At 60.9% G+C, this 19295-nt stretch carries 24 protein-coding genes and 1 pseudogene; 11 read left to right on the forward strand and 14 right to left on the reverse strand.

The window, feature by feature from the left end:
• The first annotated feature begins 11 nt into the window (after positions 1 to 11).
• Both ACTIEN_RS12180 and ACTIEN_RS12185 read left to right on the forward strand, forming a co-directional pair.
• Positions 12 to 1322: an NAD(P)/FAD-dependent oxidoreductase gene (locus tag ACTIEN_RS12180; protein ID WP_439523413.1), complete on the forward strand. Its 1311-nt coding sequence runs from the start codon at positions 12 to 14 to the stop codon at positions 1320 to 1322.
• Between the two features lie 12 nt (positions 1323 to 1334).
• Entirely contained in the window at positions 1335 to 1697 is a 363-nt protein-coding gene (locus ACTIEN_RS12185; RefSeq protein ID WP_439523414.1) for a DUF5368 domain-containing protein, read from the forward strand.
• 206 nt (positions 1698 to 1903) lie between these two features.
• Here ACTIEN_RS12185 and ACTIEN_RS12190 read toward each other — a convergent pair whose 3' ends face one another.
• Positions 1904 to 2164: a DUF2312 domain-containing protein gene (locus tag ACTIEN_RS12190; protein WP_439523415.1), complete on the reverse strand. Its 261-nt coding sequence runs from the start codon at positions 2162 to 2164 to the stop codon at positions 1904 to 1906.
• A gap of 121 nt (positions 2165 to 2285) precedes the next feature.
• Here ACTIEN_RS12190 and ACTIEN_RS12195 point away from each other — a divergent pair, with 121 nt between their 5' ends.
• On the forward strand, positions 2286 to 2501 hold the full coding sequence (locus ACTIEN_RS12195; protein WP_439523416.1) for a hypothetical protein: 216 nt from the start codon (positions 2286 to 2288) through the stop codon (positions 2499 to 2501).
• 5 nt (positions 2502 to 2506) lie between these two features.
• Here the strand turns inward: ACTIEN_RS12195 and ACTIEN_RS12200 are convergent, their stop codons facing one another.
• A complete protein-coding gene (locus ACTIEN_RS12200) occupies positions 2507 to 4480 on the reverse strand; it encodes an enoyl-CoA hydratase-related protein (RefSeq protein ID WP_439523417.1) in 1974 nt (657 codons plus the stop codon).
• Positions 4481 to 4570: 90 nt separating this feature from the next.
• Complete coding sequence (locus tag ACTIEN_RS12205) at positions 4571 to 5557, reverse strand: type I glyceraldehyde-3-phosphate dehydrogenase (RefSeq protein WP_439523418.1); 987 nt, start codon at positions 5555 to 5557, stop codon at positions 4571 to 4573.
• A 99-nt stretch (positions 5558 to 5656) separates the two neighbouring features.
• On the opposite strand from ACTIEN_RS12205, the gene bhcR reads away from it, so the two are divergent.
• Entirely contained in the window at positions 5657 to 6487 is an 831-nt protein-coding gene (gene bhcR, locus ACTIEN_RS12210) for an HTH-type transcriptional regulator BhcR (protein ID WP_439523419.1), read from the forward strand.
• On the opposite strand, the gene metF is transcribed toward bhcR, so the two are convergent.
• Positions 6484 to 7350 carry a methylenetetrahydrofolate reductase [NAD(P)H] gene (gene metF / locus ACTIEN_RS12215; protein WP_439523420.1) on the reverse strand — a complete coding sequence of 289 codons (867 nt, stop codon included), beginning with the start codon at positions 7348 to 7350 and terminating at the stop codon, positions 6484 to 6486. The genes bhcR and metF overlap by 4 nt on opposite strands.
• Positions 7351 to 7445: 95 nt before the next feature.
• Between metF and ACTIEN_RS12220 the strand changes: the two genes are divergently transcribed.
• A complete protein-coding gene (locus ACTIEN_RS12220) occupies positions 7446 to 8351 on the forward strand; it encodes a LysR family transcriptional regulator (RefSeq protein WP_439523421.1) in 906 nt (301 codons plus the stop codon).
• A 3-nt stretch (positions 8352 to 8354) separates the two neighbouring features.
• Here ACTIEN_RS12220 and ACTIEN_RS12225 read toward each other — a convergent pair whose 3' ends face one another.
• A complete protein-coding gene (locus ACTIEN_RS12225) occupies positions 8355 to 8561 on the reverse strand; it encodes a cold-shock protein (RefSeq protein WP_439523422.1) in 207 nt (68 codons plus the stop codon).
• A 186-nt stretch (positions 8562 to 8747) separates the two neighbouring features.
• Between ACTIEN_RS12225 and ACTIEN_RS12230 the strand changes: the two genes are divergently transcribed.
• Positions 8748 to 9062, forward strand: a complete 315-nt coding sequence (locus tag ACTIEN_RS12230) for an arsenate reductase family protein (RefSeq protein WP_439523436.1) — start codon at positions 8748 to 8750, stop codon at positions 9060 to 9062.
• Here the strand turns inward: ACTIEN_RS12230 and ACTIEN_RS12235 are convergent.
• From ACTIEN_RS12235 to ACTIEN_RS12245, 3 genes are read right to left on the reverse strand one after another with little or no spacing between them, the layout of a single operon-like run.
• A complete protein-coding gene (locus tag ACTIEN_RS12235) occupies positions 9059 to 10804 on the reverse strand; it encodes an ABC transporter ATP-binding protein (protein ID WP_439523423.1) in 1746 nt (581 codons plus the stop codon). The genes ACTIEN_RS12230 and ACTIEN_RS12235 overlap by 4 nt on opposite strands.
• The gene (locus ACTIEN_RS12240; protein ID WP_439523424.1) at positions 10801 to 11517 is read right to left on the reverse strand and encodes a phosphatase domain-containing protein; all 717 of its coding nucleotides are present in this window, start codon (positions 11515 to 11517) and stop codon (positions 10801 to 10803) included. Before ACTIEN_RS12240 ends, ACTIEN_RS12235 begins: the two co-directional genes overlap by 4 nt.
• 15 nt (positions 11518 to 11532) lie before the next feature.
• Positions 11533 to 11664 (reverse strand): hypothetical protein, encoded by a 132-nt coding sequence (locus ACTIEN_RS12245; protein WP_439523425.1) that lies wholly within the window; start codon positions 11662 to 11664, stop codon positions 11533 to 11535.
• On the opposite strand from ACTIEN_RS12245, the gene ACTIEN_RS12250 reads away from it, so the two are divergent.
• The gene (locus ACTIEN_RS12250; RefSeq protein WP_439523426.1) at positions 11663 to 12859 is read left to right on the forward strand and encodes a pyridoxal-phosphate-dependent aminotransferase family protein; all 1197 of its coding nucleotides are present in this window, start codon (positions 11663 to 11665) and stop codon (positions 12857 to 12859) included. The genes ACTIEN_RS12245 and ACTIEN_RS12250 overlap by 2 nt on opposite strands.
• On the opposite strand, the gene ACTIEN_RS12255 is transcribed toward ACTIEN_RS12250, so the two are convergent.
• A complete protein-coding gene (locus tag ACTIEN_RS12255) occupies positions 12848 to 13057 on the reverse strand; it encodes a histidinol phosphate aminotransferase (protein WP_439523427.1) in 210 nt (69 codons plus the stop codon). The two genes, ACTIEN_RS12250 and ACTIEN_RS12255, sit on opposite strands and share 12 nt — an antisense overlap.
• A gap of 117 nt (positions 13058 to 13174) precedes the next feature.
• A complete protein-coding gene (locus ACTIEN_RS12260; protein ID WP_439523428.1) occupies positions 13175 to 14281 on the reverse strand; it encodes a pyridoxal phosphate-dependent aminotransferase in 1107 nt (368 codons plus the stop codon).
• Between the two features lie 322 nt (positions 14282 to 14603).
• Between ACTIEN_RS12260 and ACTIEN_RS12265 the strand changes: the two genes are divergently transcribed.
• The 3 genes from ACTIEN_RS12265 (at position 14604) to ACTIEN_RS12275 (ending at position 17376) form a co-directional block, all read left to right on the forward strand.
• A complete protein-coding gene (locus ACTIEN_RS12265; protein ID WP_439523429.1) occupies positions 14604 to 15890 on the forward strand; it encodes a lipoprotein-releasing ABC transporter permease subunit in 1287 nt (428 codons plus the stop codon).
• Positions 15883 to 16566: an ABC transporter ATP-binding protein gene (locus ACTIEN_RS12270; protein ID WP_439523430.1), complete on the forward strand. Its 684-nt coding sequence runs from the start codon at positions 15883 to 15885 to the stop codon at positions 16564 to 16566. Before ACTIEN_RS12265 ends, ACTIEN_RS12270 begins: the two co-directional genes overlap by 8 nt.
• A 168-nt stretch (positions 16567 to 16734) precedes the next feature.
• Positions 16735 to 17376, forward strand: a complete 642-nt coding sequence (locus ACTIEN_RS12275; protein ID WP_439523431.1) for a DUF3047 domain-containing protein — start codon at positions 16735 to 16737, stop codon at positions 17374 to 17376.
• Positions 17377 to 17379: 3 nt separating this feature from the next.
• On the opposite strand, the gene ACTIEN_RS12280 is transcribed toward ACTIEN_RS12275, so the two are convergent.
• Positions 17380 to 17814 carry a DMT family transporter gene (locus ACTIEN_RS12280; protein WP_439523432.1) on the reverse strand — a complete coding sequence of 145 codons (435 nt, stop codon included), beginning with the start codon at positions 17812 to 17814 and terminating at the stop codon, positions 17380 to 17382.
• Positions 17815 to 17961: 147 nt separating this feature from the next.
• Between ACTIEN_RS12280 and ACTIEN_RS12285 the strand changes: the two genes are divergently transcribed.
• Positions 17962 to 18384, forward strand: coding sequence for a c-type cytochrome (locus tag ACTIEN_RS12285; RefSeq protein WP_439523433.1), 423 nt, complete (start codon positions 17962 to 17964; stop codon positions 18382 to 18384).
• Between the two features lie 63 nt (positions 18385 to 18447).
• Here the strand turns inward: ACTIEN_RS12285 and ACTIEN_RS12290 are convergent, their stop codons facing one another.
• The 3 genes and pseudogenes from ACTIEN_RS12290 to ACTIEN_RS12300 form a co-directional block, all read right to left on the reverse strand.
• Positions 18448 to 18642 (reverse strand): PLD nuclease N-terminal domain-containing protein, encoded by a 195-nt coding sequence (locus ACTIEN_RS12290; RefSeq protein ID WP_439523434.1) that lies wholly within the window; start codon positions 18640 to 18642, stop codon positions 18448 to 18450.
• A 66-nt stretch (positions 18643 to 18708) separates the two neighbouring features.
• Positions 18709 to 18834, reverse strand: a pseudogene (locus tag ACTIEN_RS12295) (Rho termination factor N-terminal domain-containing protein); the annotation flags it as partial.
• 159 nt (positions 18835 to 18993) lie between these two features.
• On the reverse strand, positions 18994 to 19295 hold a 302-nt coding region (locus ACTIEN_RS12300), incomplete at its 5' end, for an ATP-binding protein (RefSeq protein WP_439523435.1).

Consider the following 19295-nt stretch of genomic DNA (forward strand, 5'->3'; position numbering starts at 1 on the left):
AGGAGGGCTTGATGACAAAGTTGACCGCAACACGGAGACAGTTCTTCGGGCTTGCCGCTGGTGGGGCTGCGGCGGCGATGCTGGCTGCGCCCGAAAAGGCCCGCGCGCAGGTCGCCACCAAGGCGCGCATTGTCATCATCGGCGCAGGGGCTGGTGGGACCGCCCTTGCAAACCGGCTGGTGACGCGGCTGGATGGTGCCGACATCACGCTGATCGACCCGCGTGCCGAGCATCTGTATCAGCCCGGCCTGTCGCTTGTCGCCGCCGGTCTGAAGCCTGCCGATTATGTCGTGTCGAAAACAACCGATTGGCTGCCTGACGGTGTGACCCTGATCGCCGAGGCCGCCGCCCAAATTGATCCCGAAGGGAAAACCGTCACCACGACAAGCGGTCAAACCGTGGCCTACGACTTCCTTGTTGTCGCTCCCGGTCTGGTGCTGGATCACGACGCGATCGAAGGCTTTTCGCTCGACATGGTGGGGCAGAACGGCATCGGCGCGCTTTATGCCGGGCCGCAATACGCCGCCGCCACCTGGAGGGCCGCGAAGGCCTATACGGAAACCGGCGGTGTCGGCCTGTTCACGCGACCCGCGACCGAGATGAAATGCGCCGGTGCCCCTCTCAAGCACACGTTCCTGATCGACGACATCGCCCGCACCGCCGGAAACCGCGGCAAGCTCGACGTGCAGTACATGGCCAACAACAACAGCTTGTTCGGCGTGCCCATCGTGTCGGAAAAGGTCCGGATGCTGTTCGGCGACCGGGGCATCACCCCGGTTTATTCGCACGTCCTTCGCGGCATCGACGCCGGGGCCAAGACAGCCACATTCGACACGCCGGACGGCAGCGTGACCCGCGATTATGACTATATCCACGTCATCCCGCCACAGCGCGCACCCGAGGTGATCCGACAGTCGGGACTCAGCTGGGCTGACAAGTGGACGGATCAGGGCTGGGTCGAGTGTGACATGGCCACCCTGCGCCACCTGCGCTACGACACGATCTGGGCATTGGGGGACGTGGCCGGTGTGCCCAAGGGCAAGACCGCCGCATCCGTGAAATGGCAGGTGCCGGTGGTCGAGGATGGCATCCTTGCCGCCATAGAAGGCCGCGAGACCACCGAGACCTATAACGGCTACACCTCGTGCCCGATGATCACCCGCGTCGGACGCGCGATGCTGGTCGAGTTCGATTACCACAACAATCTTGTCCCGTCGTTCCCGGGCATCATCGCCCCGCTGGAAGAACTGTGGATCAGCTGGCTGATGAAGGAGGTGGCGCTCAAGGCCACCTATAACGCCATGCTGCGCGGTCGGGCCTGAAGGAGAGACCCCATGAAAGATCTGACATTCGGAACCCTGCTGGCCGTGTTCGAGGAAATCTTCGGGCGTGGCCTGTTCTGGACGATGGTTGTCGTCGCGGTGATTGTGACGGTGGCCTATCTCTATGTGCTCATACGCGATCACAGCATTTCGTGGCACAAGTTCCTGCTGGCACAGCTGTCGATGCCCGTTGGTGCGATTGCGGCGGTCTGGTTCGTGCTGGTGATGACCAGCTCCGAACTGCGCAACCTTGGCGGACCAGTGGATGTGATCGTTTTCCTGGGCATCGCCGCTGCGGGTGCCGTGGGTGCCGCGATACTTGTTTACACTGTGCAATCGCTTCTTTTTCGCCGGCCGACTTCCGATCATCGGTAATGCCAGGATGCCGGGGCGACGAAAATGCAGGGGGGCTGCAAGAGGGGAGCGGTCAGATGCAGGCCTCTGGCCGTGGGGTTCAGTTGGTCGTCTCAGGAGCGGTGCAATCAGCTGACCCGTTTATACAACGGCCTCACACCTGAAAGGCGGCAAGGTCTTGCCGCCTTTGATGGGCGTGCGAGGCAAGGGCACCTCGGTGGCCGCCCTCAGCTCATCCCCAACGCTTCTTTGTACATCTCCAGAACCGCCTCTTCTTCTGCGATGTCGTCGGGTTCGCGTTTGCGCAGCGCGATGACCTTGCGCATCACCTTGGTGTCATATCCGCGCCCCTTGGCTTCGGCCATGACCTCTTTTTGCTGTTCGGCGATGTCTTTCTTTTCCGCGTCCAGCCGTTCGATCCGTTCGATGAACTGGCGCAGCTCATCTGCGGTGACGCGGTAGTTGGCTTCGATTGCGCTGTCGTCCATGACGGGCTCCTGTTCGGTTTGAGTGGTGTCGTAGCGATGGCGGGTCTCGCCTTCAAGGGCTTGTCAGCGGGCGGGTGATGAATTACCGCCGCTTGGGTCGGGACCACTTCGAGGGCACATCATGGACATACTGATCTGGTCAGGGGCTGCGCTGTCTTTTCTGGGGCTGTGCGGGCTGGTCTATTGCATTGTTCGCGTCGCAAAAGCGCGCAAAGCGGGGCTGGGCGATGACGGGTTGCGGGTCGAAGTGCAAAAGGTGATGCCGATCAACCTTGGATCCCTGTTTGTGTCGGTGCTGGGGTTGATGATGGTGATCCTGGGCATCTTTCTGGGCTGAGCCCGTCAAAGATCGTCGAACCTGCGCCCATACTTGATCAGGTCGCCAAAAACCGGGTCTGGTGTCCATAATGCACGGTCCGGATGGTCCAGACCTTCCATCGCGCGTGCCGTCCTGAGCAGACCACCTTCGCCAACGGCATGCATGACACCGCCATGCCAGTTCGGCACAAGCTGGGTAAAGACCGACACGATGTCGATATCGCCGGCGCGGGCAACCACGCCCTCGCGCAAGGCCCGCGCGCCTTCGCTTGCCATCGCCCCAAGAACAAGGCGCACGATCTGCTCTGCAGGCATATCGGATTGCGGAACACGCCGCTGGTAGATCCGTTGCAGGATCTCTGCGTCGGCCTTGGGCGGCGATGAGGGCGCATAGGTGTAGAACCCCCGCCCGTCGACGCGGCCCTTGCGACCCAGTTGCACCAGAAGATCCGCCCAGTTCTGGCACCCCTCGGCGCGTTTGTGGCGCGATACAGCCTCAAGCCCGATGCTGTCAGCCAGCTCATATGGCGGATGGACCATGCCCCAGGCGCGCATCGCGGCGTCAACGGTGAAAGGGGACTGGCCCAGATCGACAAGGCTGTCTGCCGCCTGTAACAAAATCTGGATCAGCCGGTCATACAGCCCCATGCCGGACGTCGTTTCCACCACCGCCAGCTTGTTCAGGCGTCGTGCAAGGGCCAGCCCGGCAAGCCGATCGCCTTCGGTGCTTTGGGGGCCAAGGATCACCTCTACCAGCCGCGCTGTCTTGGCGGTCGGGAAGAACTGCAGCGCCAGCCGTGGATCGGTGCCGGGCAGGCAATGCGCCACCGGCATCTGCGGCGGAAGATGCACCCCGCGCTGGCCCCGAGTCGCGCGCAGGGCAATGTCGGCCCCGTCGATCATCTGCGCCCCGTCGCCATAGCGCAGCGCATCGAGGCTTCGTTTTGCCCGCTCCTCGTCGAGTTTGCCGGACCGCACCGCCTCTTGCACCACGGCGCGCACATGACCGACGCTGTCGCGTTGCTGTGCCGGATCCTTGATCACCCAGTTCACGCCAAGGTCGGCATCCAGCGCGGCCAGCACGATCTGAACGGCATTCGCGCTCCCTCCGAGAACCGCAACAGTCGAGATATCGGGCAAGTCGGTGCGGCGGGTGTGTGTGCTGACCGCTTGCTCTGCATGGAACAGATGGGCCAGCGCCTTGGATTGATCGGTGTCTGCGCAATCCTCTGCGGCAGCCTGTTCATAAGCCAATCCGGCATCAATCGGCAGCAGGATCGCCGCCTCGACGGCTGACAGAATGTGCCTTGGCGCCACCTCGGGAGAGGCCTCCACAGAAGCACGCATGCGGGTCAACGCCGCCTGATAGGCCTTGGCATCGGTGAAACCGGACCGGCGCTCTGCCGTGGGTCGCGGGGCAAGACCGTCGGGATGTGCGGCCACAAATCGCGTTATGGCGTCGTCGGGGGCATCTTCGAACAGCTCATCCGCCAGCGCGGTGAGTTTGCCCGATGTGATCGGAACCAATGTACCGCCAAGCAAAAGCTCCAGCGACATGTCCGCTCCGACCAGTCGGGGCAGGCGTTGCGTGGCCCCCGCGTGCGGAACCAGTCCAAGGCGCGCATTTGGAAATCCAAGCCGCGTGTGTGCGTGGACCAGGCGGTAATGCGCTGCCAGAGCCAGCTCCACACCACCGCCAACCACAACTCCGTTCATGACCGCGATGACGGGTTTGACACAGCGTTCGATCCGCAGGCACAGATCCGACAACAGATTGCCCCGGTCATCGCCGCCGCCCTGCGGATCGGTCACGCCGGACGGGAAGGTGGGGCCTTTGCCCCGGAAGACGATCACCTGCACCGCATCGTCCTTGGCAAGCTGGGTGAAGGCGACATCCAACGCGCTCAGAAGGTGAAGGCTGAGGCGCGCAGACGGTCCGGCGTCCAGCGCAATCTGCGCGACCCCGTCCGTGACAGAGATTTCGGTTCCTTTGTCCATCTGCTGCTCCGATGGCCTCTGATTGGCATTTGCGCCTGTTCTTTACGGGGTATTAGAATCCAATCCGGGCTCTCTGGCAACAATCTTGGGCTACCTGGCGCGTTTGTGCATCATTCTCGCGACATCCAGCATCCGGGCCGAAAACCCCCATTCATTGTCATACCAGCCGAAAATGCGGAGTTGATCGCCCGTAACCAGTGTTTCGTTCGGGGCAATGACCAGCGATTCCGTGCGCGCGCGCAGATCGACGGACACACACGGGTCTTCGACCAGTCCGATCACCGGGTTGTCCCCGGCAAGGGTGCGCAGGGCGTCGGCGGCATCTTTTGGCGGGTTCGCCAACCGCACCACCAGGTCAACCGCCGACACGCTGATGGCGGGCACGCGCACAGCCGCCCCGGTCACGCGACCGGCCAGATCGGGCAGAACCTGGTCGATCAATTGTGCAGCACTTGTGGTTGTGGGGACCATGCTTACCGCGCCCGCGCGATTGCGGGCAAGGTCCGGTCCGCGCGGCGCATCCACCATCGGTTGGCTGCCGGTATAGCAGTGAATGGTGGTCATATGGCCCTGGATCAGCCCGAACCGCGTATCAAGATCGCGCAGCAGCGGGGCCACCGCGTTGGTCGTGCAGGAGGCATTTGACACAATGCGGGAATCGCCAAGCAGATCCTCGTTGGCCCCGCGCACGATTGTGATATCGGCAATATCGGCCGGACCGGACACCAGAACCGACCGCACGCCCGCATGAAGCGCGGCTTCGGCGGTGGCGCGATCCTTCAACGCACCGGTGCAGTCCAGCACCAGATCGACCTCGCTCAATGGCAGATCGGCCATCTTGACCCCGGTCAAAAGGGGAATCGACCGCCCCCCGGCGTGCAGCTGACCGTCCGCAAAGGTCACACCGCCGGGCAGGGGGCCGAACACGCTGTCATACTTGAAAAGATACGCGCAGGTCTCGGGGAGGGCGATGTCATTGACCGCGACAACGTCGATATCCGCATGCGCAGGCGTCGTCAGGATCTGCCGCAGGATCACGCGACCAATCCGACCGAACCCATGAATCACGATGCGCATTTTCAAATCCTTTTCCTGCTCGAACCGCAACTGTGCGTTACGGCTTGCATTTCAACTCTGATTTTTTCACATTGTAAAAATGTTTTTTGTATCGAGACAATGATGAACGCAGAATCAGGTCCAGAGCGCCGGGCGCGCGGGCGTCCCCGTGCGTGGGGCGACACAAGCGAGCAGAACAAGATCAAGTCACTGGACCGCGCGCTTGTGATCCTTGAACGGCTCAGCGAATGGGGCGGTGCGACGCTGACCGATCTGTCGGAAGACCTAAAGCAGTCGCCCGCCACGGTCTACCGGGTGCTGTCGACCTTCGAGGCGCGCGGCATGGTTGATTTCGATCCGATCGCGCAAACCTGGCATATCGGGGCAGGGGCGTTTCACATCGGATCGCGCTTCTTGCGCCGCACCTCCCTGGTCGAGCGTGCCCGTCCGTTCCTGCGCCGCCTTATGGAAGAGACCGAGGAAACGGCAAATCTGGGTGTGTCCCGCGATGGGCAGGTGCTGTTCCTGAGCCAGGTCGAAACCCATCACAACATCCGCGCGTTTTTCCCGCCAGGTGCCATGTCTCCGATGCATTCCTCGGGCATTGGCAAGGCGCTGCTGGCGCAGATGTCGGACAAGGACGTGGCGGCGATCATCCGCAAACACAAGCTGCCCGCGTTCACAGATCGCACGCTGGTCACAGCCGAAGCGCTGGCCGCCGATCTTGAGGCTACGCGAAAGCGTGGGTATGCCTTTGATGCTGAAGAGAAAAACGACGGCATGCGCTGTATCGCGGCACCGGTGTTCGACATGCATGGCGAACCTGTTGCGGGTGTGTCGATTTCTGGCCCCTCCGCGCGTATTCCCGATGCACGGATCGAAAGCCTTGCCGCATCGGTCAAGGACACGGCGGCAAGGCTCACATCCGCGCTGGGTGGTCCGTCGGATTAGGCGACGTTCTTCAGGGCAAGTCGGGGTGTGACGCCCAACGCATGACACACATCACGCGTCAGTTCCGGGCGGTTGAGCGTGTAAAAATGCAGCGTATCGACTCCGCCGTCGATCAGCTCCGAACACAGCTCGGCACAGATCGCGGTTGCAAGCAGGTCTTCACGCCCGTCGCGCTCGGCCTTGTCAAACGCATCCACAACCCAGGTTGGGATATGGGTGCCGCAGCTTTTTGCAAACCGCACAGCGCCTTTCCAGTTCTCGATCGGCAGGATACCCGGAGTGATCGGCGCGTCGATCCCGGCCTTTTCGCAGGCATCGCGGAACCGGAAGAATGTCTCTGCCTCAAAGAAGAACTGGGTCAGCGCCTCTGACGCTCCCGCTTCGAACTTGCGCTTGAGGTAGGACACATTCGCCTGTGCATCTGTGGCTTCCGGGTGGGTGTCCGGATAAGCGCCGACGCGGATGTTGAACTCCCCGGCTTCGCGCAGCCCTTCGATCAATTCGACGCTTGAGGCAAAGCCGTCAGGATGGGACACGAACCCGGTTGATCCCTTGGGCGGATCACCCCGCAGCGCGACAATGTCGGTCACCCCGGCGGCGGCAAAATCGCGCGCGATGCCCAGTGTTTCTTCGCGGGTCGCATTCACGCAGGTCAGGTGCGCAGCGACCGGCAGGCCCGACGACTTGTGCAAGGTGGCAACCGCCTCGCGGGTCAGGTCGCGGGTTGTGCCCCCGGCACCGTATGTCACCGACACGAAACGCGGCTGGAGCGGCGCAAGAACCTGCACCGTGTCCCAAAGCCGGAAAGAGGCTTCCAGCGACTGGGGCGGGAAAAATTCGAACGAAATAGCCGGTGCAGTCATTGTCGTGATCCTTATTGGCGTTGACCCACTTGTCGCACATGCAGCATTGTGAGACAAACTCATAAATCTAATCTTGAACATGAGCCGGATCGATAATGCACATTGAATTTCGCCACCTCCGCACGATCAAGGCCATCCATGAATGTGGCGGCGTGGCCCGCGCTGCCGATCAGCTCAACATCACCCAATCGGCCCTCAGCCATCAGATCAAGGGGCTCGAGGATCAGGCCGGGGTCGAACTGTTTGTGCGCCGTTCCAAACCGATCCGCCTGTCGGCGGCGGGCATGCGCCTGCTGCGTCTTGCCAATCAGGTGCTGCCGCAGGTCGAAGCGCTGGCGGCCGAATTCGAAGGTCTGCGCGACGGATCGTCAGGCCGCATGCATATCGCCATCGAATGCCACGCCTGTTTCGAATGGCTGTTCCCGGTGCTTGAGGCCTTCCGCAAGACGTGGCCGGACGTGGATGTCGATATCCGCCCCGGTCTGGCCTTCGATGCCTTGCCAGCGCTGCAAAAAGAGGATGTGGACCTTGTCGTGTCTTCCGACCCAGAGGATATTCCGGGTGTGACCTTTACGGAACTCTTTGACTACAATGCCGTTTTTGTCGCCTCGGCGGCGCATCCCCTGGCCCAGAGACCCTATGTCGATGCCGAGGATTTTCGGGGCGAAACGCTCATCACCTATCCGGTGGAACGATCGCGGCTTGACGTCTTCAGCCAATTGCTGATCCCCGCCAAGGTCGAACCGGCTGGCGTCCGTCAGGTTGAATTGACGGCCGTGATCCTTCTTCTGGTCGCATCGAACAGGGGCGTCTCTGTCCTGCCCGATTGGGTGGTGCGCGAGGTCAAGTACAGCTCGGATTATGTCACCAGACCGCTGACCCAAAACGGTGTCACGCGGCGGCTATATGCTGCGACCCGCACGGCGGATATCGACAAGCCGTTCGTGTCGGAGCTGATCCGGCTGGCCCGACAAGAGGCGCACCGTCTGCAAACCGCGTGATCGCTACATCTCGGTGATGTTGGACGCCATCATCCGGCCATCGCGGCCTTCGGACATCTCGAAGCTGACCTTCTGATTGTCGGCCAGCCCTTCCATCCCCGATTGCTGCACTGCGGAAATGTGGACAAACACATCCTTGCCGCCATCTTCGGGGGAAATAAAGCCGTAGCCTTTGGTTGCGTTAAACCATTTCACGGTACCGTTCGGCATGATCCCGTGTCTCCTCTTGTCGTCATGTCTGACCTCTGTGGGCCGCTGTGGTTGTGACCGGATCCGCAATCTGCGACACACCGTCACCTGATATGACATTGGCCGATGTGACGTTAAGGCAAGTATTAAATGCACTTTAAACGCGTGACGCAAAGCCGTCACCACAGGTCAAAAGGGAAGATGACCATGATCCTCTATGGGCTGAAGACCTGCGATACCTGCCGTAAGGCCTTGAAGGCGCTACCGAATGCAGACCTTGTCGATGTCTCGCAAACCGCTGTGCCAGAGCCGGTTCTGGACCGCGCGTTTGAGAAATTTGGCGATGCGGTGCTGAACACCCGCTCGACCACATGGCGCGGGCTGGACGATGCAGAGCGGGCGATGGACCCCAAGACGCTGCTGGTTGCACATCCCAAATTGATGAAGCGCCCGCTGATTGCCGACAAGGACGCGCTGTACCTTGGTTGGGACAAAAACACCCAGGCCGCTTTGGGCGTCTAGTCCCGCATCTGCATCCGGTGCAGCGCCGCATAGCTGCCCGAACGTTCGAGAAGCGCATCGTGGGTGCCCTGTTCGATCACACGCCCCTGATCCATCACGACAATCTTGTGCGCATCGCGCACCGTCGACAGGCGATGTGCAATCACCAAGGTGGTGCGCCCCTTGGACAAGTCATCCAGCGCCTCCTGGACCTTGGCCTCCGACCCGGTGTCAAGCGCCGACGTCGCTTCGTCCAACAGCAGGATGGGCCGGTCGCGCAGCACTGCCCGCGCAATTGCCACGCGCTGACGCTGCCCTCCCGACAGGGCCGAACCGCGGGGGCCGACAGGCGTGTTCAACCCGTCGGACAATTGCGGCAGGAAGTCAGACACATGCGCTGCATCCAGCGCGCGCTTAAGCTTCTGTTCAGAAACATCGGTCTGACCCAGAAGGATGTTTTCAAGCACTGTATCGTCGAACAAAAGCGCATCCTGCGACACGACGGAAAACAGCCCGCGCAGATCGCCAAGCGCAATACTCGAAACAGGAACGCCCCCTAGCGTCACCTGTCCATGTGTTGGATCAACAAGTCGGGTCAATACATTGAAGATGGTAGATTTTCCCGCGCCCGAAGGACCAACAAGCGCGGTGGTCTTTCCGGCATCGGCTATAAAGCTGCATCCGTTAAGAACGCTTGTTTCACCGTAACTTACGGATACGTCTTCAAGTCGAATCTCAGGAACGCCCTGTGGTGGCGGAAGCGGCTTTGCAGGGCTGCGCAAGCCCGGCTCCGTGTCAAGGATCTGGCGAATACGTTCGATCCCGGCGGCGGCCACCTGCCAGACACCCGCCATATTCCCCAGTCGCCGCAACGGTTCAAACGCCAGGCCAATTGCGGTGAAGAAGGCCATGAAATCACCGACTGATTTCTCGCCTGACAGGATTTCAGTTCCGCCGTAGAACAGCACCCCCATGAACCCCAGACCGGCCATGATGTCGATCAGTCCAGGGATGGTCGCCTGTCCCAGGGCACTGCTGGTCTCGACGCTCACCCGCTCTTCAGTCAGCGTTCGGTAGCGGTTCGACTGGTAGCGCTCCAACGCGTTGAGCTTGACCGGAATGATTCCGTGGAATGCCTCGTTCAACCGGATCGACAGTTTCGCCGCCACATCCCGCGCACGACGCGCCTTCTTGCGCACATAACGTTGCAGGATCATCGACGGAGCAATCAGGATCGGTGCCCCCAGGAGCGCCACCAGGGTCCAGCGCCAATCCACCGAAATCGCCACCGCAAACAGCGAGATCAGCGCGATCACATCCCGCCCCGCCCCGGTGATGACGGTGCGCCAGACCTTGCTGATCGCGTCCACGTCGCCTTCGACCCGCTGCATCAGGTAGCCGGGCGAATGGGTCTGGTGATATTGCGTGTCCAGGACCAGCAGATGCGCCAGAAGATCCTGACGGATATCGGCAACGGACAGCTGCGAAATCCGGGTCAGCAGCACCTTTTGAATGATGCTTGCCACCGCCCGGATGACAAAGATGCCCAGAAACAGCAGACCAACCCAGACGATGGCATCCGCCTCTCCGCCGACAAAAACCCGGTCGAACATCGGCTTCATCATGTAGGACAGCGCCCCGAACATGCCGCCTTCGAGCGCCATGAACACCATCGCCACCAGCAAGAGCCGCCAGTGTTTGGACAGATAGCCGCGCCACACCCACGCCAGCAGGCCCCGCGGATTGACCGCGGCCTCGGTCATGACACCAGCGTCGCAGGCAGCGTCAATTTTCCAGCCGGTGTCTTGGCGTCGAACCCGGTCTGAATGGCGGTGGCATCGTATTCGGTGCGGATCCAGTCTTCGAACCCGATGGGATCGCGGGCGGTGCGCGCGGCATAGACATCAAGGATGTAGTCCTGCACGCCGGTCGCGGTGAAATCGAGGTGAATATACTTGAGCGACAATTGCTTGCGCGCCACCTCTACGGGTTGGTTTTCGAAAATCATCAGGTACATGGCAGCAACAAACCCGGCGCGGTCGGCACCGGATTTACAGTGAAACACAAACGGCTTTTCCGCCACACGCAGCGTGTCGATGACATGCACGATCCGGTGGCGGCTGGCCGCATTGCGCGCCCAAAGCTTGGCATTGACAAGGTTCAGCTCCAATGCCTCGCAGGTTTCGCGTTCGAACAGGTAATGCGCATACTTGTCTTCGCCGCGCAGGTTCACAACTGTCCTGATGCCCATCCCATGGTATTTCTCGAACCGCGCATGTGTCGGCTGGTTCGATCGGTAGACCCCCGGCGCGATCTCGAAGAAATTCGTCCAGAAGGTGCGCAGGAAGGCGTGGTCGAAGAAATGATAATGGAACGCCGACCAGCGCCGCGCGGCCGGGTCGGTGATGTCCTTGCCGAACGACCGACGCAGCTTGCGCTCTGCATCTTCGATCCTTGTCCAAAGTCGTCCCAACATCCGGTCCCTTTCACATCAGGCGCGGATGTAGAGACTGTGGCGCGCGCTGGCAAGCACTGCGCGATATTGACCGTGCGGCTGAACGGGGTAGGTTGCGCCGAACCGGTCGTCTCGACGGGTTTTTCCCATCTTGACGAGGTCTCTCATGTCGCTTGCCCATGGTCGCACATATCTTGCCATTCCCGGCCCCTCGGTGGTGCCGGATGCCGTTCTTCGGGCCATGCACCGCGCCTCGCCGAATATTTACGAAGGCGAGCTGCCCGACATGATGCCGGACCTCATGCGCGACCTCAAACGCGTTGCCCGCACCGAGGGGCACGCGGCCATCTACATCAGCAACGGTCACGGCGCATGGGAAGCCTCGCTTGCCAACACGGTGGCCGCCGGGGAAAAGATCCTGATACTGGCCACGGGGTTCTTTGCGCTGGGATGGGCGAACATCGCGCGGGCGCGCGGGATCGAGGTGGATATCCTTCAGTTCGCCAATGGCGGAACCTTCGATCTTGCCCGCGTGGTGCAGACGCTCGAAGCCGACAATACCCACAGCTACAAGGCCGTTCTGGCCGTGTTTGTCGACACATCAAGCTCGAACCGAAACGCATTCCAGCCGCTGCGCAGCATCCTCGACGATCTGGATCATCCGGCCCTGCTGATGGCCGATTGCATCGCTGGCATGGCCTGCGACCGGTTCGAAATGGACGAATGGGGCGTTGATGTGGCAGTGACCGGTTCGCAAAAAGGTCTGATGTGTCCACCCGGCCTTGGCTTCGTCTTTTTCAACGACAAGGCCGTCGAGGCGCGCCAACGCCTGAAACATGTCAGCATGTATTGGGACTGGACCCAGCGCATCGCGCCCGAAGCGTTCTACCAGTATTTCAGCGGCACCGCGCCGACGCATCACATTTACGGTTTGCGCGCCGCGCTCGACATGATTCACGCCGAAGGGCTGGACGCGATCTGGGATCGCCACGCAACGCTGGCCCGCGCCATCTGGGCCGCCTGCGAACATTGGGGCCAGGACGGGCCGTTGAAACTCAACGTGCCTGACCCGGCACTGCGCAGCCATGCGGTGACGGCGCTGTCCATCGGCAATCCGCTGGGAACAAGGCTGCGCCGCTGGTGTTCGCACGAAGCCGGCGTGACGCTGGGCATCGGTCTGGGCATGGGGTCAGAGGACGATCCGAAAAGCGATGGATTCTTCCGTTTCGGGCATATGGGCCATGTCAACGCACATATGATTCTCGGGCTCTTGGGCGCGGTCGAGGCCGGGCTTGGCGCGCTGGACATTCCGCATCGCGCGGGCGGCGTCACCGAAGCGGCAAAGGTGATCTCAGGCGTCTGAAGGCCACCGAATTTCGCGGCTGGCGCGATATTGTGCCAGCCGGGCGATCCCGTGGTTGAGCCCCCAACCGGTCAGGATCACCACCAACAGGCCGAACTGCGCCCAGATCACACCAAAGATCCAAAGCAGGTTCACCAAGATCATGACAAGGCTGACGGTTGTGTAATCCTCGACCCGTCTGGGATGCTGATCATCCATCGCTGTCTCCGCACGTCTTCTGTCCCTTTACGACATCAGTTTAGCGCAGAAAACCGTCTCGTCAGCGGCAAACTGACCTCGATAGACAAAATTTCCGTGAAAAGACCCGGAAGCGGCTTAGTGACGTGCCTTTTCAAGAGCTTTGGGCAGCGCCTCTTCCAGCACATCAAGATCGACCGGCCGTCCCGCGCTGATCCGGATTGCGCGATCCCCCGGCGCCACAAACGGCATTCGGACAAACACGCCCTGATCAATCAGCGCAGCCAGAACTGCCTTGGCAAAGCCACCGTCCTGTCCGCAATCGAGTGTGACGAAATTGGTGGCCGAAGGCAGAGGCGTCAGACCGTTGGCCCTGGCGATGGTCCCGATCCGGTCGCGGGCGTCGGCCACAAGGGTGATGACCTCGGCCAGCCATCCCTCATCTTCGAAGGCGGCAAGGGCACCGGCTTGCGAAATCCGTGACATTCCGAAATGGTTGCGGACCTTGTCAAAGCTCTTGATCAACTCCGGCGCACCGATCCCGTAACCGACACGCGCCCCTGCCATGCCGAAGGCCTTGGAAAAGGTCCGCAGGCGGATCACACGGGGGTCGTCCGGATCAATCTGCGGCGCGGTGCCGTGCGGGGCAAATTCGATATAGGCTTCATCCAACAGCAACAAGGTGCCATCGGGAAGCGCTTCAAGTGCTTTTTCGATCTTGGCGGCACTGTGCCAACTGCCCATCGGATTGTCCGGATTGGACAGGTAGACCAGCTTGGCATCCACGTTGCGCGCCCGGTCCATCAAGGCGTCCAGATCCTCGTGATCGTTCTTGAAGGGCACCTTGTGCAGTGTCCCGCCAAATCCCACGACGTGATAGTTGAAGGTGGGATAAGCGCCGTCCGACGTCACAACCGGATCGCCCGGAGCGACCAGAAGCCGAACCAGATAGCCCAGCAACCCGTCGATGCCTTCACCGATGATGATGTTGTCGCGCCGTGCGCCCAATCGGGTCGAGATCGCTCCGATCAGATCGTAATTCGTGGCATCGGCATATTGCCAGCACTGTCCCGCTGCCTCCTGCATCGCGGCCACCGCGAAGGGCGAGGGGCCAAACACGTTTTCATTGGCTCCAAGGCGGGCCTGGAATTGCACGCCGCGCTGGCGCTCCTGCACTTCGGGGCCGACAAACGGCACGCTCGAGGGCAGCTTTGCGATCAGGTCTGGGTATCTGGGTCCGGTCATGCCCTGTCTATGCCAAGAGCGATCAGATTGAACAAGCGTCGAAGAATTTTCGTACGAAAATTCTTTGGGGTGAGATTTTTCGTACGAAAAATCTTGGCCCCAAGAAGGTCTTCTCAACAACAGGTAAACAAAGTGTTCTGTTTGGCGCGCTGACTTTGGAATGTGTCTTTGTCGCCCGATCTGGTGTCGGTTCAGGTAAGTGCTTCTGACCCAATGTTTCGCGTGCGAAACAAAAGGTCCAGACCGGTCCTATCCTTCTCGGGTTGACCCGCCCGGACCAAGCCGCCACTTATCGACCTGTTCCTTACCGTCGAGACCTCACATGGCCCAGACCCCGGCACCGTTTGCCCCCTTTGAATGGATGATCGCATGGCGCTATCTGCGCGCACGCCGCGCCGAGGGAGGGGTGAGCGTGATGACATGGATCAGCCTGATCGGCATCACGCTGGCCGTCTTTGCGCTGATTGCGACGCTGGCCGTGAGGTCCGGTTTTCGCGCCGAATTCGTGGATACGATCCTTGGCGCGAACGCTCATGTTACGGTGTATTATACCGCTGAAACCGATGATGTTGGCCGCGTGTCGCGGAGCATCCCGGATTATGCGACCTTGTCCGACACTGTCGCAGGTGTTGCGGGCGTCGCCCGCGCAGCACCGCTTGTCAAGGGTCAGGTCATGGCCACTGCCAACAGCCGCAATGCGGGTGTCGAAGTGTTCGGCATCGCGCCCGAGGATTTGGCCACCATTCCGCGCATCGCGGATCCGGACACCGCGCAAGGGGATCTGGCCCGGTTTCCCGAGGGCATCGCCATCGGGTCCGGTGTCGCGCGGGAACTGGGTGTCGCGCTGGGTGACAGGATCAGGCTGATCTCGCCGGACGGGGTGCGGACGGCGTTTGGCACCAGTCCCCGCGTCAAGGCTTACGAGGTTGTCTATGTCTTTACCGCCGGGCGCTATGACATAGACCGGACACGGGTCTACATGCCGTTTGCCGAGGCGCAGCTGTATTTCAACCGCGAAGGCGCGGCGGACGAAATCGAGGTGATGGTCGCCGATCCAGACCGCGTCGAAGACATGACGCTCCCGATTGTGCGCGCCGCAGGGGAGCGGGCGCTGGTCTGGACCTGGCAGGACGCCAGCGGAGGCTTCCTGCGCGCGCTTGAGATCGAGGACAACGTGATGTTCATCATCCTGTCGATCCTTGTTCTGATTGCAGCGATGAACATCGTCTCGGGCTTGATCATGCTGGTCAAGAACAAGGGCCGCGACATCGGCATCCTGCGCACGATGGGGTTGACTGAAGGATCGGTGCTGCGGGTGTTTTTCATCTGCGGGGCGTTTACCGGACTTCTTGGCACTATGGCCGGAGTGATCCTGGGGTGTCTCTTTGCTTTGTATATCGATCCGATCTTTTCCTTCGTGAACTACGTCGCAGGGGGCGGGGTCTGGGATCCGGCGGTGCGCGGAATTTACGAGCTTCCGGCGCAGTTGAAACTGGCGGATGTCCTGAGCGCCGTGGCGCTGTCGCTGGGGCTGAGTTTCATCGTCACGATCTTCCCGGCGCGCCGTGCCGCGCGGATGAATCCGGTTGAGGCGTTGCGCTATGAGTGATGTTTCGCTGCGATTGTCGGGGATCACCAAGACCTACAATGCCGGCACGCCCGCGGCGGTCGATGTGTTGCGGGGAGTGGATGCAACGCTGACCCGTGGCGAGGTTGTGGCGCTGGTGGCACCGTCCGGGGCCGGGAAATCCACGCTCCTGCACATTGCGGGTCTGCTGGACACGCCGGATGCCGGGACAGTCGAGATCGCGGGGGAGGACATCACGGGCGCGTCGGATCGCATGCGTACCGTGGTGCGGCGGGATCAGGTCGGGTTTGTGTACCAGTTCCATCACCTGCTTCCAGAATTCAGCGCACAGGAAAACATCGTGCTGCCACAGCTGGCGGCCGGGGTCGCACGCCGAACGGCGGACGCCAGGGCGTTGGAGTTGCTTGAGATTGTCGGGATCGCCCAGCGGGGGCATCACCGTCCGGCCGAGCTGTCGGGGGGTGAGCAGCAACGCGTGGCGTTTTGCCGGGCTTTGGCAAACAAGCCTTCCGTTCTATTGGCGGATGAACCAACCGGAAACCTTGATCCGGCAACATCGGACACGGTGTTCGACGCGCTGATGACTCTGGTGCGGGAAACCGGTCTGTCGGCTTTGATTGCAACACATAACATGGCGCTTGCAGCGCGCATGGACCGGCAGTTGCGGATGGATCAGGGTGTTCTCACGCCGATCTGATCGTGGTGTCTGCACGCGGCTGCCCCTGCCTTGCCGAAAGGTCTTGTTAACCAAGGTTAACGCCTTCAACGCGCGCCGGGTCTAACATGACAGACGGCTCACGCGAACGTTTGATGCGGGCGAGGGGGCAAGGCTGGTACGACATCCCCATAGAAAAGGGGTTTGTTCATGTTTCGTTGTCTTGTTGCCGCTGCCCTGTCGCTCGTGTCGCTGCCCGCCTTTGCCGCGCCTGTGTCTTTTGACGGATCCTGGAAGACACAGAAGTTTTCGTTGTTTTCCTCGAACACATACGGGTTCAACGGCAATTCTGTCACTGTGTCCTCGGATGGGTCCGTGTCCCTGGCCTATCGCGCGTTGCCGCAGACTTATTGGGATGCGTCTTCGGCCAAATGGTCGTGGAGCGTTCAGGAAGGTGTACCGGCCACGGATCTGCGCAAGAAGGGGGGCGATGACCGCAATCTTGCGCTTTATTTCGTGTTCCTGCCGGAGGGTCAGGCCGAGGCGTTGCAAGGTGCCAGTGTGCGCAAGCTTTTGACCAACGATGCGGCGCGTGTGTTGGTCTATGTCTGGGGCGGAGCACATGATCGCGGTGCGGTCCTGGGCAGCCCGTATCTTGGCGACCGGGGCAGGACCGTGGTGTTGCGCGGCTCTGGCACCGGAAGCGCCAGTGAGACGGTCAATCTGACGCGGGACTATGCCAATGCCTTTGGCGGTGGCGCTGCAGCACTTGTGGGGATTGCCGTGTCGGGGGACAGTGACGACACGAACAGCCGCATCCGCGCGTCAATCAGTGGGTTGCAGGTCAACTGACGTTCAGGCGCGTTGGGTGATCCAGACACCCAGCGTCATCACACCAAGTCCGGTGGCGCGGGTGAGGGTCAGAGGGCTGATGCGCGCGCCAAACAGACCGAAATGGTCAATCAGGGCGGCCGAGATCAACTGACCCAGAAGAACGAAGAACACCGCGTTGCCGATTCCGAAATGCGGCGCGATATAGGTGATCGACAGCACATAAAACGCCACCAGTAGCCCGCCCAGCAGCAAGTGCCTTGGTGCAAGCGGAATGCCCATCAGCGCTTTTGGGCCAGTGGCAAGCGTCACGATGCTGGTTGCCAGAAGGGCCACGCAGAACAGCACCGTCGCGGCAGCCGCCGGAGACCCGATGCGCACGCCAAGGGCGGCATTCAGCGCCGCTAGAAGCGGAATACCGATCCCTGCGACAAGCATTGTCAAAGCGTAGATCGGCATGGACGATTCCTTCAGGCAGGTTTTGCGCGGACAATGCGCCGAGTTGCGCCGAGTGTCACCTCGCAAGGCGTGGCCGTACCAATTGCGTGTGGTTGCGCGGGCGTGCAAAGACAGGCACTCTGACCCTGTTCGAGCAAGGAGGCCAGAATGCGCCCACAAATTTTCAGCCTGATGATCGGAATGCTTGGAGTTGGTCTGATCGCGGCATGTACGCCAGAGGAAATGCCCCAGGTCAGCGATGGTCGCGCGCTGTTCATGGAAAACTGCGCGATTTGTCATGGCGCGGACGCCAAGGGCAATGGACCGATGGCCCGCGCGATGCGCAATCCGCCGCTTGATCTGACATTGATCGCCGCCCGCAACGACGGCAGTTTTCCAAGGGTCCAGGTGTTGTCCAAAATTGACGGCTATACCAAAGCGGATTTGCAGGGTCCGGACATGCCGGAATTCGGTGCGTTGCTTGAGGGGGATCTGGTTCCGCTGGACACCGGGGATGGGGTGATGACGCCCACGCCACGCAAGCTGGTCGCGTTGTTGGAATATATCGAGAGCATTCAGCAAACGCGCTGAGTTGTCACTGAATGGCCCGCGCCGAAAGAAAAGCCCCGCGCGATGTGCGGGGCTTTGTCGGATTCAGACGCTTGCTTTGGCCGAACGCGGCCCGGCGATGAGCCAGATGATGAAGCCGACCAGCGGCAGGATCAGCACGAGCAGGCACCAGAGCACCTTTGATCCGGTTGTGCTGTTTGAACCGACAATCGAAACGATGGCCCAAATGTCCAAAATCAGGAGGATCAGACCTCCGATGCCTGTGATTTCAATACCCATAACTTCTCCTTCAAGCGCACTTGTGCGGCGCAGACGTCTTTTTTATTTTCGCGCTGATCTATCCGTTCAACGGTCTCGCAGCGCCGAGATAAGCTCGGACTTTGTCCTGTCCGAACGACCCTCGATATCAAGCTCTTGCGCCCGATCATAAAGGTCGTCCCTGGTCCAGTCCTCGTAGGGTGACGCCTTGCCATGTCAATCCCGGAGCAAAATTGGCCAAGTTCCCGGTGTAAAATTGGTCAGTTTGGTCTCGGTTTGGCTGCGCCTTGGCGCGCGTGCTCTCCAGATAGCTGACGTGTGCCAAGGCGCGCTGGCCGCAGGTCAGCCCTTTTGATTCCGGGTATATGGAGTTCAGGTTTGGGCTTTGCGGCTTTCGCGTAGCCGAAAGCTTTCGCCGTTCATTTCGAGGATATGGACGTGATGGGTCAGGCGGTCGAGAATGGCACCGGTGAGGCGTTCCGAGCCAAAGACTTCGGTCCATTCGTCAAACGGCAGGTTTGAGGTGATGATGATGGAGCCGCGCTCGTATCGTTGCGAGATGACCTCGAAGAGCAGCTCGGCGCCGGTCTTGCTGAGGGGAACGAAGCCGAGTTCGTCGATGATCAGAAGGTCCTGACTGGCCAGGAGCTTTTGAATGCGCTGAAGGCGCCGTT

Source organism: Marivita sp. (assembly GCF_051859345.1).
Taxonomy (GTDB): domain Bacteria; phylum Pseudomonadota; class Alphaproteobacteria; order Rhodobacterales; family Rhodobacteraceae; genus Marivita.